This window comes from Actinomadura violacea (assembly GCF_017573465.1).
GTDB classification, from domain to species: Bacteria; Actinomycetota; Actinomycetes; order Streptosporangiales; family Streptosporangiaceae; genus Spirillospora; species Spirillospora violacea.
In genome coordinates, this window is record NZ_JAGEPF010000017.1 from 183,386 (window position 1) to 196,112 (window position 12,727).

The 12,727-nt window shown below is 73.7% G+C and carries 11 protein-coding genes and 1 pseudogene; 11 read left to right on the forward strand and 1 reads right to left on the reverse strand.

Annotated elements, in window-relative coordinates; all coding sequences use genetic code 11:
• Nucleotides 1-384 precede the first annotated feature (384 nt).
• The 9 genes and pseudogenes from J4709_RS27770 to J4709_RS27810 form a co-directional block, all read left to right on the forward strand.
• Nucleotides 385-1,707, forward strand: a complete 1,323-nt coding sequence (locus tag J4709_RS27770; RefSeq protein ID WP_208244738.1) for a serine-rich family protein — start codon at nucleotides 385-387, stop codon at nucleotides 1,705-1,707.
• Nucleotides 1,708-2,058: 351 nt separating this feature from the next.
• Nucleotides 2,059-2,445, forward strand: coding sequence for a YbaB/EbfC family nucleoid-associated protein (locus J4709_RS27775; protein ID WP_232384173.1), 387 nt, complete (start codon nucleotides 2,059-2,061; stop codon nucleotides 2,443-2,445).
• A gap of 66 nt (nucleotides 2,446-2,511) precedes the next feature.
• Complete coding sequence (recR, locus tag J4709_RS27780) at nucleotides 2,512-3,111, forward strand: recombination mediator RecR (RefSeq protein WP_151542562.1); 600 nt, start codon at nucleotides 2,512-2,514, stop codon at nucleotides 3,109-3,111.
• A complete protein-coding gene (locus J4709_RS27785; RefSeq protein WP_173097728.1) occupies nucleotides 3,104-3,667 on the forward strand; it encodes a DUF5063 domain-containing protein in 564 nt (187 codons plus the stop codon). The genes recR and J4709_RS27785 overlap by 8 nt, the downstream gene beginning before the upstream one ends.
• Nucleotides 3,668-3,706: 39 nt before the next feature.
• Nucleotides 3,707-6,979, forward strand: a complete 3,273-nt coding sequence (locus tag J4709_RS27790) for a DUF4132 domain-containing protein (protein WP_208244740.1) — start codon at nucleotides 3,707-3,709, stop codon at nucleotides 6,977-6,979.
• Between the two features lie 46 nt (nucleotides 6,980-7,025).
• Nucleotides 7,026-7,367, forward strand: a complete 342-nt coding sequence (locus J4709_RS27795) for an ArsR/SmtB family transcription factor (protein WP_208244741.1) — start codon at nucleotides 7,026-7,028, stop codon at nucleotides 7,365-7,367.
• Nucleotides 7,368-7,463: 96 nt separating this feature from the next.
• Nucleotides 7,464-8,345, forward strand: a complete 882-nt coding sequence (locus tag J4709_RS27800; RefSeq protein WP_208244742.1) for a TIGR03620 family F420-dependent LLM class oxidoreductase — start codon at nucleotides 7,464-7,466, stop codon at nucleotides 8,343-8,345.
• 98 nt (nucleotides 8,346-8,443) lie between these two features.
• Complete coding sequence (locus tag J4709_RS27805; RefSeq protein WP_173097732.1) at nucleotides 8,444-9,718, forward strand: aspartate kinase; 1,275 nt, start codon at nucleotides 8,444-8,446, stop codon at nucleotides 9,716-9,718.
• Nucleotides 9,719-9,882: 164 nt separating this feature from the next.
• A pseudogene (locus J4709_RS27810) lies at nucleotides 9,883-10,530 on the forward strand (aspartate-semialdehyde dehydrogenase); the annotation flags it as partial.
• Here the strand turns inward: J4709_RS27810 and J4709_RS27815 are convergent.
• On the reverse strand, nucleotides 10,520-10,966 hold the full coding sequence (locus J4709_RS27815) for a nuclear transport factor 2 family protein (RefSeq protein WP_208244743.1): 447 nt from the start codon (nucleotides 10,964-10,966) through the stop codon (nucleotides 10,520-10,522). The pseudogene J4709_RS27810 and the gene J4709_RS27815 overlap by 11 nt on opposite strands.
• Nucleotides 10,967-11,085: 119 nt before the next feature.
• Here J4709_RS27815 and J4709_RS27820 point away from each other — a divergent pair, with 119 nt between their 5' ends.
• Complete coding sequence (locus J4709_RS27820) at nucleotides 11,086-11,637, forward strand: RNA polymerase sigma factor (RefSeq protein WP_208244744.1); 552 nt, start codon at nucleotides 11,086-11,088, stop codon at nucleotides 11,635-11,637.
• Nucleotides 11,634-12,677 carry a CU044_5270 family protein gene (locus J4709_RS27825; RefSeq protein WP_208244745.1) on the forward strand — a complete coding sequence of 348 codons (1,044 nt, stop codon included), beginning with the start codon at nucleotides 11,634-11,636 and terminating at the stop codon, nucleotides 12,675-12,677. Before J4709_RS27820 ends, J4709_RS27825 begins: the two co-directional genes overlap by 4 nt.
• Nucleotides 12,678-12,727: the final 50 nt, after the last annotated feature.

Consider the following 12,727-nt stretch of genomic DNA (forward strand, 5'->3'; position numbering starts at 1 on the left):
GGTCGGGCCCACGGAAGCGGGTCCTGCGACACCTGCCAAGCGACCGCGGCGGGATCCTCGATGACCTGCGGGTTCGGCGCTATCCTGCACGGACAGCGCAAGATCGACTACAGGCGGCGACGATGTCGCCGCTCCGGGAGTGGACGGATGCGGACACTGATCGGCGAACGTCGGCGAAATGCGGTCGAAGGCACGGGGCCGGCGGGGACGGACGACCGGTACGCCCGCGCGTCCCCGGGCTGAGCCCCCCTCTCACCCCTGTCACCCCCCTTCACGGACACGGCGCCTGGACCGCTCCGGCCGGCGCCGGCTTCCGAGTCCCCCACGCCGAGGTCGGCGACCAGAGGGGGACTCCACTTCTCCGAAAGGGATGTGCACCACTTCATGATCGAGAACCTCAAGCGCGGCCTGCTGGTCGCGGCTTCCATCGGCGGGGTCTTCTTCCTGGGGCAGGCCGCCGCCCAGGCGGTCGAGGACGGCCACGACGGCCACGGCCATGCGGGCGCCGGGTCCGGCAACCAGAGCGTCGCCGTCAGCGGCAAGACCGGGCACGGCGCCAAGGGAGGCGATGCGGCCAGCCAGAACGTCGCGGCCTCCGGGAAGACCGGCAACTCGGGCAACTCGGGTTCGACGGGAGGGAACAAGGCCGGCAACCTCTGCGTCATGGCGGACTGCGCGGCCTTCGCCACCTCCGGCAACTCCGGCAAGACGGGGAAGACCGGCAACAGCGGGAACGCCTGGAACAAGTCGCACACCACCGGCGGCCACGGCGGCCGCGGGGGCGACTCCGGGGAGAGCCTCGCGAAGGGCGAGTCGAACGCCGCCGCCGTCGCCTACGCGAAGGAGTACGGCGGGTGGCAGGGCGGCAGCACCGCCGGCGCCGCCTCCGGCAACAAGTCCCTGACGCAGAGCGGCGACACGGGCAACGGCGGCAAGGGCGGCAACGCCGACAGCAAGAACACCGCCGTCTCCGGTGAGACCGGCAAGTCCGGCGACTCCGGCTCCACGGGCGGCAACGCCGCCTACAACATCTGCGTGATGAGCAAGTGCGGGGCGGCGGCCACGTCCGGCAAGTCCGGCGACACCGGGAAGACCGGCGACTCGGGCGACGCCGGGAACATCTCGGCCACCGGCGGCGGCAACGGCGGCCGCGGCGGCGATTCCGGCAACGCCGGGGCCGAAGGCCACAGCAAGGCCCAGGCCGAGAGCGGCGCGAAGAGCGACGAGCGGTCGATGAGGGCGGGCTACCGGCTCGGGTCGCAGGACGGCGACGGCCGGGACGGCAACGGCTCGGCCGCCGCCGACTCGGGCGACCACACCGCCGCCGCGACGGGCGCCACGGGCAAGGGCGGCAAGGGCGGCAACGCCGAGAGCAAGAACTTCGCCCTGTCCGGCCAGACCGGCAACTCCGGCAACTCCGGCTCGACCGGCGGCAACGTCGCCGCCAACATCAGCCGTCCCCACGAGGGCGACGAGCACGGCGAGCAGGGTGAGCAGGGCGAGCGCGGCAAGGGCGACAAGGGCCGCGAGCACGCGCTGCTGGTGGCCTACGCCTCGTCCGGCGACTCCGGCAAGACGGGGAACACCGGCAACAGCGGGAACGCCTCGAACACCTCGTACACGGCCGGTGGCAACGGCGGCCGCGGCGGCGACTCCGGCAACGCCGGAGCCGAAGGCCACAGCGAGGCCCTCGCCGGCGTTCGCTGACCCGCGGTCGCCTCGGCGACCGAACGCCAGGTGGCGCCGCCGGCCGGCCCCGACGCGAGTACGGGGCCGGGCGGCGGTCCGCCCGGCCGACCCGACGAACGGCCTAGGCCCGTCCGAGTGAGATGGGCCACCGGGCCGGGAGGCGCGCGCCTTAGGGCGCGCGCCTTTGTCGTTCCCGGGGGCGGGGCGGCGGGCGGACGCGGCAGAGTGGGCGGGCCGCACGTACCGGATCGCGCCGGGACCCCGTAGTCTCGGGGGACGACGTCCGGTGGGCGGCGCGGTCGCGAGAGAAAGGCCCTTCCGAGGGGGCCGGAAGAGGGGTGCACCGTGGAACCCGGTGGTCAGTTGAACATGCAGGAGCTGCTGCAGCAGGCGCAGGCCATGCAGGAGCAGCTGTTCGCCGCGCAGCGGGAGCTGGCGGAGGCGGAGGTGAAGGGCACCGCGGGGGGCGGGCTCGTCACCGCGACGGTCAACGGCCAGGGCGAGGTCACCGGCCTGGCGATCGACCCGAAGGCGATCGACCCCGACGACCCGGCCGACACCGCGGAGACCATCGCCGACCTGGTGCTCGCCGCGATCCGCGACGCGGCCCGGGAGGCGGCGGAGCTGCAGCAGGAGAAGATGGGCCCGCTCGCGGCCGGTCTCGGCGGCGGTGGCGGCATCCCCGGCCTCGGCGGCGGCGGCGCGCCGGGCGGCGGCCTTCCGGGCGGCTTCCCCGGCCTCGGCGGCGGCGCCTGACCGGCGCCTGACGCGGCGGCCGGACGACGGCGGACAGCAGGAACAGGAACCGAAAGGAGGGGTCCGTTGTACGAAGGGGTGGTCCAGAACCTCATCGACGAGCTGGGCAGGCTGCCCGGCGTCGGCCCCAAGAGCGCGCAGCGGATCGCCTTCCACCTCCTCGCCGCCGATCCGGCCGACGTCGAGCGCCTCGGCAAGGCGCTCAAGGAGGTCAAGGACAAGGTCCGCTTCTGCCGGACGTGCGGGAACGTCGCGGAGGAGGAGGAGTGCCGGATCTGCCGGGACGCCCGCCGCGACCCGTCGGTCATCTGCGTGGTCGAGGAGTCCAAGGACGTCGTCGCGATCGAGAAGACGCGCGAGTTCCGCGGCCGCTACCACGTGCTGGGCGGCGCGATCAGCCCGATCGAGGGCGTCGGCCCCGACGACCTGCGGATCCGGGAGCTGATGCAGCGGCTCGCCGACGGCACGGTCACCGAGCTGATCCTCGCGACCGACCCGAACCTGGAGGGCGAGGCGACCGCGACGTACCTCGCCCGGCTGGTCAAGCCCATGGGCCTGACCGTCACCCGGCTCGCCAGCGGCCTGCCGGTGGGCGGTGACCTGGAGTACGCCGACGAGGTGACCCTGGGACGCGCATTCGAAGGACGGAGGCTGCTCGATGTCTGAAGCAAGCAGGTCTGAAGCCAACAGCCCGCAGGACTGGAACGCCCTCGCCGAGCGGGTGGCGTGCCATGTCGACAACTACCTGAACGGCCTGGAGGCCGTCGCCCGCGGCGACGGCGGCACCCACACGGTCCCGCTGCTGCTGCTGGAGGTGTCGCAGGTCATCCTGGCGGGCGCGCAGCTCGGCGCGAGCGCGGACGTGATCCTCCCGGACAACTGGGAGCCGGAGATCGGTGACGACCCGGACCTGGACGCGGTTCGCACGGGCCTGGCCGAGCGGCTCGGCGCCCTCGACGAGTACGTCGAGGTGTTCGACCCGTACAAGGACACCGAGCCGACGTCCTACCGCCTGTCGGACGACCTGGTCGACGTGGCGAGCGACCTCGTGCACGGGCTGCGCCACTACAACCAGGACCGTCCGCTCGAGGCGCTGTGGTGGTGGCAGTACTCGTACTTCAACCACTGGGGCAACCACGCGGGGGCGTCGCTGCGGGCGCTGCACGCGTTCGTCGCGAACGACCGGCTCGCCGTGGCGCAGGAGGCCGCCGTCGCCCAGTAGCGGGGGCGCGTGTCGGAGTGCTGCCCTACGGTGGGCGGCATGGATGATCTTCCGGTTCCGGACGAAGACGCCCTGATCCTCCCGGACGCGTGGCGGCGGCGGATGCTTCCGCGGCGCGGCGGCCGTCCCGGACCGGCGATCAAGATCGACCGGGACGCGGGTGCGTGGCTGCGCGAGCGGGTCCGGGTGATCGAGGCCGAGCGTCCGGTCCGGGAGTGGGACGGCGTCGGCCCGGACCTGGCCGCCGCGGCGGGCGAGTACCTGGACGGTGCCGCGAACCCGCTGGGCGCGGCCGTGGTCGCGGCGGTCGTCGCCGAGGACGCGCGGTGGGACCACACCGTCGGCCGGCTTGCGGCGCCGCTGGCGGACGCGTGGGTGACCGAGCACGGGCTGCCGTTCGCGGCGTGCGCGTTCGCGGAGCTGAGCCGGATCCGGTGGAGCGTCCCGGGGCTGCGCGCGGACGGGGCGGCGGAGGGTCCCGGCAGGTCGGTCGCGTCGACGTCCGCGTGGCGGATCGGCGCGCGGCTGCGGGCGATGCTGGCCGTCGCGGGCGACGACGAGTACGCGGAGGCGGTCGACGGTCTCGCGCGGTGCCGCCGCGGCGTGGCGCAGCGGACGGTGGTGTCGTTCCTGGTGCCGTCGCGGCTCGACTGGGTGGACGAGTGCTGCGCCGCGCCGCCGGACCGGTCCGAGGGCGTCTTCCTGTGGATGCTGCACTGCGCGCTGGGGGAGCCCCGCCATGTGGAGGCGCTGGCTTCGCACGGGCTCCTCTTTCCGCAGTGGGACCGGTCGTGCCTGGTCACGGTGCTGGACGGGGTGGGTGCGGCGGCCGTGCCGCTGTTCGCCGGGGTGTACGACGCGAACGACTGGGACACCGATCTCCGGAAGCTGATCCTGGAGATGCTCGCGATCACGCCCGGCGATGAGGCGTTCCAGGCGCTGGTGGATCGCGCCGGTCAGAAGCATGTGCGGCCCGCGCTGCTCGCGGCGATGAAGCGTTTCCCCGTACGGGCGCTGCGGCTGCTGGAGCCGGCGGCCGCGGATGCGCCGCATCTCGCCGAGCTGCTGGCGGGGCATGTGCGGTCCCATCCCGAGCTGGCCGCGGCGGCCGGGATGGTGGTGGACGACGAAGGCAGGCTGCCGGACGCTCCGGTGGACGCGCTGCCGAGGCCGCTGGCCGACCCGCCGTGGCTGCGCGGCACGAAGCCGGTGAAGCCCGTCGTGATCGAGGGTCTCGTACCGCCCGCCGGGCCGGCCGTGCGGTGGGAGCCGGGCGAGCAGGAGGAATGGGCGAGGACCGACGAGCGGCACCGCGTCCCGGCGAGCGACGACTGGGACGCGCTGGTCGAGGAGTTCCGCACCGGCCGCGCCCACGGGTACGGGTTCGGCGTCCTCACGCACGGGCCGGTGGAGAAGGTCCGGCCGTGGCTGGCGGACTGGAAGCCGCGGCTGTGGGAGGCCGAGATGTGGCTGCGGCCGGTCGTCGCCCGGTTCGGGGTGGACGCGCTGCCGGTCGCGCTGCGGATCGCGGAGGAGGACCCGGCGGGGCTCTCCGACCGGGCGCTGCCGTTCCTGGACGCCGGTGTGGCCCGGTTCATGGCCGGGGCACTGGGGCGTCCGAAGAAGGGGCGCAAGACCGCGCTCGCGTGGTTCGGCCGGCATGGCGTGGACGCGGTGCCGCTGCTGGTTCCGGCGGCGCTGGGCAAACCGGTCGGGCCGCGCCGGGAGGCAGAGGCGGCGCTGCGCCTGCTGGCCGAGAACCACGGGATCGACGAGGTCGTTGAGGCGGCGGCGCGCGCGCACGGCGATGAGGCGGCGGACGCCGTCCGCGCGTTTCTCGCGGTGGACCCTCTAGAGCTCCTGCCGAAACGCATTCCGGTGGTGGGCGAGTGGGCCGTCGCGGAGACGCTGCCGCAGATCCGGCTCCGTGGACGCGACGACGCACTGCCCGTCGAGGCCGTCCGGCACTTGCTGACGATGCTGGCCATGTCCAAGAACGACGAGGTGTATGCGGGCGTCGGGATCGTCAAGGACGCGTGCGATCCCGAGTCGCTCGCGGCGTTCGCGTGGGCGCTGTTCGAGCAGTGGCGGCGCAACGAGGCGCCCGCCAAGGACGGGTGGGCGCTGGCGCAGCTCGGCTGGCTCGGCGACGACGACACCGCGCGCCGGCTGACGCCCCTGATCCGCGCATGGCCGGGGGAGGACGGGCACTCCAAGGCCGTGGTGGGCCTGGACGTCCTCGCCGCCATCGGCACCGACATCGCGCTGATGCAGCTCTACGGGATCTCGCAGAAAGTGAAGTTCAAGGGGCTGAAGGCGCGCGCGCAGGACAAGGTCCAAGAGGTCGCCGACGGGCTGGGTCTGACGGCGGAGCAGCTCGGGGACCGGCTCGTCCCCGACTTCGGGCTGGACGCGGGTGGTGGGCTCGTCCTGGACTACGGGCCGCGCCGCTTCGTCGTCGGGTTCGACGAGCAGCTCAGGCCGCAGGTCGCCGACGAGGACGGCACCCGACGCAAGGCGCTGCCCAAGCCGGGCGCGAAGGACGACCCGGAGCTGGCGCCCGCCGCGTACAAGCGGTTCGCCGCGCTGAAGAAGGACGTGCGGACGGTCGCCGCCGACCAGATCCGGCGCCTGGAGGCCGCGATGGTCGCGCGGCGCCGCTGGACGGCCGGGGAGTTCCGCCGCCTGTTCGTGGAGCACCCGCTGATCGCGCACGTCGCGCGGCGGCTGGTGTGGGTCGCCGAGGACGGCGGCAAGGCGGCGTCGTTCCGCATCGCGGAGGACGGGACGTTCGCCGACGCCGCCGACGACGTCGTGGCCCTGCCGGAGTCGGCGGCCGTCGGCATCCCGCACCCCCTGGAGCTGGGCGGGTCGGTCGAGGCGTGGTCGGTGCTGTTCGCCGACTACGCGATCCTGCAGCCGTTCCCGCAGCTCGGCCGCGAGGTGCACACGCTGACCGAGGCGGAGCGCGCCGCCCGCCGGCTGGCCCGGTTCGAGGACGCGGGCGTCGATCCGTCCGCCGTCCTCGCGCTGGAGCGGCGCGGCTGGCGGCGCGGCGGCCCGATGGACGCCGGCATCCAGCACAGCGTGTACCGGGCGGCGCCGAGCGGCCTGTTCGTCAACGTCCACCTGAATCCCGGGCTCAGCATCTACCCGGAGCTGGCCGATGGGCAGCGGCTGGAGGTCATCTGGCTCGACGACCGCCCCGAGACGGGCGACTGGGTGGCCCGCGAGGGGCGGCGGCCCTTCACCGACCTGGACCCGGTCACCACCTCGGAGGTGCTCGCGGAGCTGGCCGCCGCGGTGTCCTGAAGTCATATCGAGGAACCGCGAAACGTCGAGGTAGAGTGGCCGGACCATGACGACGAACGCGGACCCCGCCGAGGACGTCCCGGCCGAGCTGCTGGACGTCTTCAAGGCGCTCGCCAACCCGGTGCGGCTCCAGCTGCTGCAGTGGCTGCGGGAGCCGGAGCTGCACTTCCCGGTCGAGCAGGCGATCGCGGACCCGGCCGAGGTCGGCATCTGCGTCAGCCATATCCAGGCGAAGGTCGGGCTGGCGCAGTCGACGGTCTCGGCGTACATGGCGGCGCTGGAGCGCGCCGGGCTCGTCCGGTCCACGCGGGTCGGGAAGTGGACGCACTACAGGCGGGACGAGGAGCGCATCGCCTGGTTCGTCGCCGCCCTCGGCCGCTCGCTCTGACCCTGCCGCACCCGTGCTCGCGATCCCCGGCACGTTGGCATTCATATCGAGATTCTGCGATACTTCGAATCATCGACGCGATCTTTGGGAGGCGGCATGGGCGCGATCGGCGGGACGGACCTCGGCCGGTTCGGCATCTGGACGTTCGACTTCGAGGACCGGCCCGCGGCCGCGATCCGCGACTCCGTCCAGGAGTTGGAGGAGCTCGGCTGGCCGGCGGTCTGGATCCCGGAACGCGACGGCCGTGAGGCGATGACGCACGCCGGGTTCCTGCTCGCGTCCACCGAGCGGATCAAGGTCGTCAACGGCATCGCGCGCATCTGGTCGCGCGGCGCGCGATGGACGCGGGGCGCCGCGGTGCTGCTCGCCGACGCCTACCCCGGCCGGCACGTGCTCGGCCTCGGCTTCGGCGGGAAGCCGCAGCCGGGGACGACGCCGCTGCGGGCGATGGAGGAGTACCTGACCGAGATGGACGCGGCGACCAGCGCCAACCCCGAGCCGCGGGTGCCGGTGCGGCGCATTCTCGCCGCCTACGGGCCGAAGATGCTGGAGATGGCCCGCGACCGGTCCGCGGGCGCGCACACCTACCACGTGACGGTCCGGCACACCGCGCAGGCGCGCGAGGTGCTCGGCGACGGCCCGTTCCTCGGCGTCGAGCAGCCGGTGCTCTTCGAGACCGACCCGGCGCGGGCCCGCGAGATCGCGCGCGAGCACCTGCACGGCTACTTCACCGAGAAGTACAACATCGCGAAGTTCCTCCGGCTCGGCTACACCGAGGACGACATCGCCGGGGGCCGCGGAAGCGACCGCATCGTCGACGACCTGGTCGTATGGGGCGACGTCGACACGGTCGCCGCGCGGCTGCACGAGCACCTCGACGCCGGCGCCGACCACGTCGGCGTCCAGGTCCTGCGCGCGGTTCCGGGCGAGCCGGCCATGCCGCACTGGCGCCGCCTCGCCGGGGCGCTCCTGCCCTAGTCCGGGCGGTGCGCAGTTACCTGCTCGTAATCCATTGGCGCGGTCTCGGTAGACTCGTCCGTCAGTACGCCTGACCCCGAACCGAGGAGCGCCCACCCGTGGCTCTTGTCGTGCAGAAGTACGGTGGCTCCTCCGTCGCCGACGCCGAGTGCGTCAAGCGGGTCGCCCAGCGCATCGTCGCGACGAAGAAGGCGGGGAACGACGTCGTCGTCGTGGTCTCCGCCATGGGTGACACGACGGATGATCTCATCGACATGGCCAAGCAGGTCAGCCCCCTGCCGCCGGCCCGTGAACTCGACATGCTGCTCACCGCCGGCGAGCGGATGTCGATGGCCCTGCTGGCCATGGCCATCGCCAACCTGGGCCACGAGGCCCGCTCGTTCACCGGCTCCCAGGCGGGGGTCATCACCGACGGCACCCACGGGAAAGCCAAGATCATCGACGTGACGCCGGGCCGGATCCGCACCGCGCTCGACGAGAACGCGGTGTGCATCGTGGCCGGCTTCCAGGGCGTCTCGCAGGGCACCAAGGACATCACCACGCTCGGCCGCGGCGGCTCCGACACCACCGCGGTCGCGCTCGCCGCCGCGCTGGACGCCGACGTCTGCGAGATCTACTCCGACGTGGACGGGGTCTTCACCGCCGACCCGCGCATCGTGCCCGCCGCCCGCAAGCTCCCGAAGATCTCCTACGAGGAGATGCTGGAGATGGCGGCGACCGGCGCGAAGATCCTGCACCTGCGCTGCGTGGAGTACGCGCGCCGCTACAACATCCCGATCCACGTGCGGTCCTCGTTCTCCCAGAAGGAGGGGACGTGGGTCGTCGACAGCAGCGAGATCGAAGGGCAGGACATGGAGCAGGCGATCATCTCCGGGGTCGCGCACGACCGGAGCGAGGCCAAGATCACCGTGGTCGGGGTGCCCGACAAGGTCGGTGAGGCCGCGACGATCTTCACGGTGCTGTCCGAGGCCGAGATCAACATCGACATGATCGTGCAGAACGTGTCGGCGGCGTCCACCGGGCGCACCGACATCTCCTTCACGCTGCCGGCGAGCGACGGCCAGTCCGCGCTGACCGCGCTGAACAAGCTGAAGGAGCGGATCGGGTTCGAGTCGCTGCGCTACGACGACCGGATCGGCAAGGTGTCGCTGATCGGCGCCGGGATGCGCTCGCACCCGGGCGTCACCGCGACGTTCTTCGCCGCGATCGCCGACTCCGGGGTGAACATCGAGATGATCTCCACCTCGGAGATCCGGATCTCCGTCGTCGTCGCGCAGGACGACGTGGACACCGCGGTCGCCGCCGCGCACCACGCGTTCGACCTCGACGCCGACCAGGTCGAGGCCGTCGTCTACGGCGGCACCGGCCGCTGACCCCGGCCTCTCGACGACCGGTGCGGGCCGCACGGGACCACCCGTGCGGCCCGCACCGTCGTTTCTGCGCCCTGTGCCGCAGAGCCGCGCGCCCGGACATGGCACCCTCGGGCCGGGAACCGCCCGCACGCCGCGGAAGTTGACGGAGTGCGGGCGCGCACGCGGCGTTCCGCGCGGACCCGGACGTCCCGCTGATCGTCCCCGAGGTCAACCCGGACCTGGTCCGGGACCGGCCGCGCGGCGTCCTCGCGGGCCCCGGCTGCACCACCCTGTCGATGATCGTCGCGCTCGGCGCGCTGCACGCCCGGTACGGGCTGCGGGAACTGGTCGTCGCGTCCTGCCAGGCCGCGTCCGGCGCGGGCCGCGAGGGCGCCGGCACCCTCTACGCGCAGCTGGAGAAGGTCGGCGACGACGGCTGGTGCTCGGAGGAGCTCGGCATCCGGGACGAGTGCCGCGAGGTGCTCGGCCTGCCGGAGCTGAAGGCGGCGGCGACGTGCGTGCGGGTCCCGGTCGTCACGGCGCACTCCGTCGCCGTCCACGCCGTCTTCGCCGCGCGCGTCGACCGGCGCGAGGCGCAGGACGTGCTGGCCCGCTCGCCCGGCGTCGTGCTCTGCGACAACCCCGAGATGCTGGAGTTCCCGGCCCCGTCCGACGCCGCCGGCACCGATCCGACGTGGGCGGGGCGGGTCCGCCGGTCCCCCGACGACCCGCGCGCCCTCGACCTGTTCCTGTGCGGCGACAACCTGCGCAAGGGCGCCGCGCTCAACACCGCGCAGATCGCCGAACCGGTCGCCGCCGACCTCACCCCGTGACGGCCCCGGCGGCCTCCGCGGCACCGAGCGCGTCGAGCACGGCGGCCGTGTCCAGGTAGAACGGCCGGAACTCGCGGACGAGCCCGTCCCGCACGGTGATCCACTGCTGCACGGACGTCTCCAGTTCGCGGCCGGTCGCGCGGGCCCGGAAGACGCAGCGGTTGAGGACCGCGACCGTCTCCCCGTCCACGGCGCGGTGCTGTTCGAGGAACGTCAGGCCCGTCCACGCCTCGCTCATCGCGGCCATGAACCGCTCCATGCCGTCGTGGCCGCGCCACGTCCCACCGTAGGGCAGGCTCGGCGCCTGGTGCATCACCACGTCCGGCGCCAGGTGCGCGGCCATCCCCGCGAAGTCGGCCTTGCCGGGGCCGCCCGCGGCCAGGTAGTCGGCCTCGGCGGCGTAGAAGCGCTCCAGTACGTCCCATGCGTTGGTCATGCCGGGAGAACACCGGCCGGGCCGGGCGGGTTGCGCCGGGCGGGTTGCGCCGCGCCGCCGGCGCGGAGACCTTTTCGGGCGCCGGGACAACCCGGGGCGCGCACGCGTGTCTCTTCAACATGATCGAAACCTTCGTGCACGATCGAGCGGGACCGGCCCGGACGAGGGGGCGCACCACGGTGGACGAGGCGTCCTTCACCGCGCTGTTCAACGCGCACTACGGCCCGCTGGTGCGGCTCGCCGGGCTGCTCGGCGCGGACGACCCCGAGGACATCGCGCAGGACGCGTTCGCCCGGTACTACCGCAGGCGCAGGCGGCTGCGGGACGACGCGGCGGCGTTCGCGTACCTGCGGTCGACCGTCTGCAACCTGACCCGCAACCGGCGCAGGCACCTCGGCGTGGTCCGCCGGGCGCTGCCGGTGCTGTTCGCGCGGACCGAGGAGGACGTGCCCGCCGACTTCACGGCGATGGTGCGCGAGGACCACCGGGAACTGCTGGCCGCCCTGGACGCGCTGCCGGCCAAGCAGCGCGAGGTGCTGGTGCTGCGCTACTGGATGGACCTGTCCGAGCGCGAGATCGGCAAGGTCATGGGCATTTCGGCGGGCACGGTCAAGTCGCACGCGCACCGGGCCGTCGCGGCGCTGCAGGGTTCGTTGAGGGAGAAGGCATGACGATGGTCGAGGACGACCTGCGCGAGGCGCTGCGCAGCAAGGCGGCGGTGTTCGGCACCGACCCGGAGGCGATGGGCCGGGTCGAGCGGCGGATCCGGCGGAACCGGAACCGGCGGGCCGCGACCGCCGCCGGCGCCGCGTTCGCGGTGGCCGCCGCCGCGGTCGCGGTCGGCGTGACCGGGCAGCACGATGACGGGCCGGCGGCGCGCGAGCTGCTGCTGACGGCCGCCGACGCGGCCGCGTCCGCGCCGGCGGGCACCGGGAGGTACTGGCACACCTCGGGGCTCAGCGAGGAGCTGATCCAGGTCGGCTCGCCCGGCCGCGGCACCTACCAGGTGCGCGAGCGGGCGCGGACCGACCTCTGGATGCCCCAGGACGCCGCCGCCCCCGCCTGGATCCGGACGAGCGGCCTCGGCGCCGCGCCCGCGACGAAGGCGGACGAGGCGGTCTGGCGCGCCCAGGGATCGCCCGCCACGTACCGCACGACCGAGAACGGTGACGTGAAGATCCCGGCCAAGCCTGACAAACCGCTCACCGAACGGATCAAGCCCGGCGGGTACGGCGAGCGGTTCGGCCAGGAGCTCACCCCCGAGGACGTCCGGACGCTCCCCGCCGACCCCGCCCGGCTCAGGACCGCGCTGCTGCGGCTGATCAAGCGCGCGTCGGCGGACGAGGGCGACGAGCAGCTCTTCGACTGGGGCGGGAGCCTCCTGCTGCGCTACCCCGCGTCGCCGCAGGTGCGCGCGGCGACGTACCGGATGCTGGCCGGCCTGCCCGGCATCAGGAAACTGGGCACGGTCACCGACCGGGCCGGGCGGACGGGCACCGCCGTCGGCCTGAACGCCGGCGTCGACGCCCAGGGGTCCCGGTTCACCGAGCGCCTCGTCCTCGACCCCAAGACCGGCAGGGCCCTGGCCTGGGAGTCCGTCATGACCGGCAAGGGCGGGAAGGCCGCCGGCACCGCGCGGGCCGGGCAGGTCGAGACGGCGCAGCTGACCCTGGAGTCCGGCTGGACCGGCGAGGGGCCGCCCGGCCGCTGACCCGGCCGAACGGCCCGGAGACCGGTGAGGCCGTGGACGCGCGCAGTGTT

Bases quoted from the DNA above. Each gene is read 5' to 3' on its own strand.
- J4709_RS27775 (WP_232384173.1), top strand. From the start codon at position 2,059: ATGCAGGAGCTGCTGCAGCAGGCGCAGGCCATGCAGGAGCAGCTGTTC.
- J4709_RS27790 (WP_208244740.1), top strand. From the start codon at position 3,707: ATGGATGATCTTCCGGTTCCGGACGAAGACGCCCTGATCCTCCCGGAC.
- J4709_RS27820 (WP_208244744.1), top strand. From the start codon at position 11,086: ATGATCGAAACCTTCGTGCACGATCGAGCGGGACCGGCCCGGACGAGG.
- J4709_RS27785 (WP_173097728.1), top strand. From the start codon at position 3,104: ATGTCTGAAGCAAGCAGGTCTGAAGCCAACAGCCCGCAGGACTGGAAC.
- J4709_RS27815 (WP_208244743.1), bottom strand. From the start codon at position 10,966: ATGACCAACGCATGGGACGTACTGGAGCGCTTCTACGCCGCCGAGGCC.
- J4709_RS27825 (WP_208244745.1), top strand. From the start codon at position 11,634: ATGACGATGGTCGAGGACGACCTGCGCGAGGCGCTGCGCAGCAAGGCG.
- J4709_RS27770 (WP_208244738.1), top strand. From the start codon at position 385: ATGATCGAGAACCTCAAGCGCGGCCTGCTGGTCGCGGCTTCCATCGGC.
- J4709_RS27800 (WP_208244742.1), top strand. From the start codon at position 7,464: ATGGGCGCGATCGGCGGGACGGACCTCGGCCGGTTCGGCATCTGGACG.
- J4709_RS27795 (WP_208244741.1), top strand. From the start codon at position 7,026: ATGACGACGAACGCGGACCCCGCCGAGGACGTCCCGGCCGAGCTGCTG.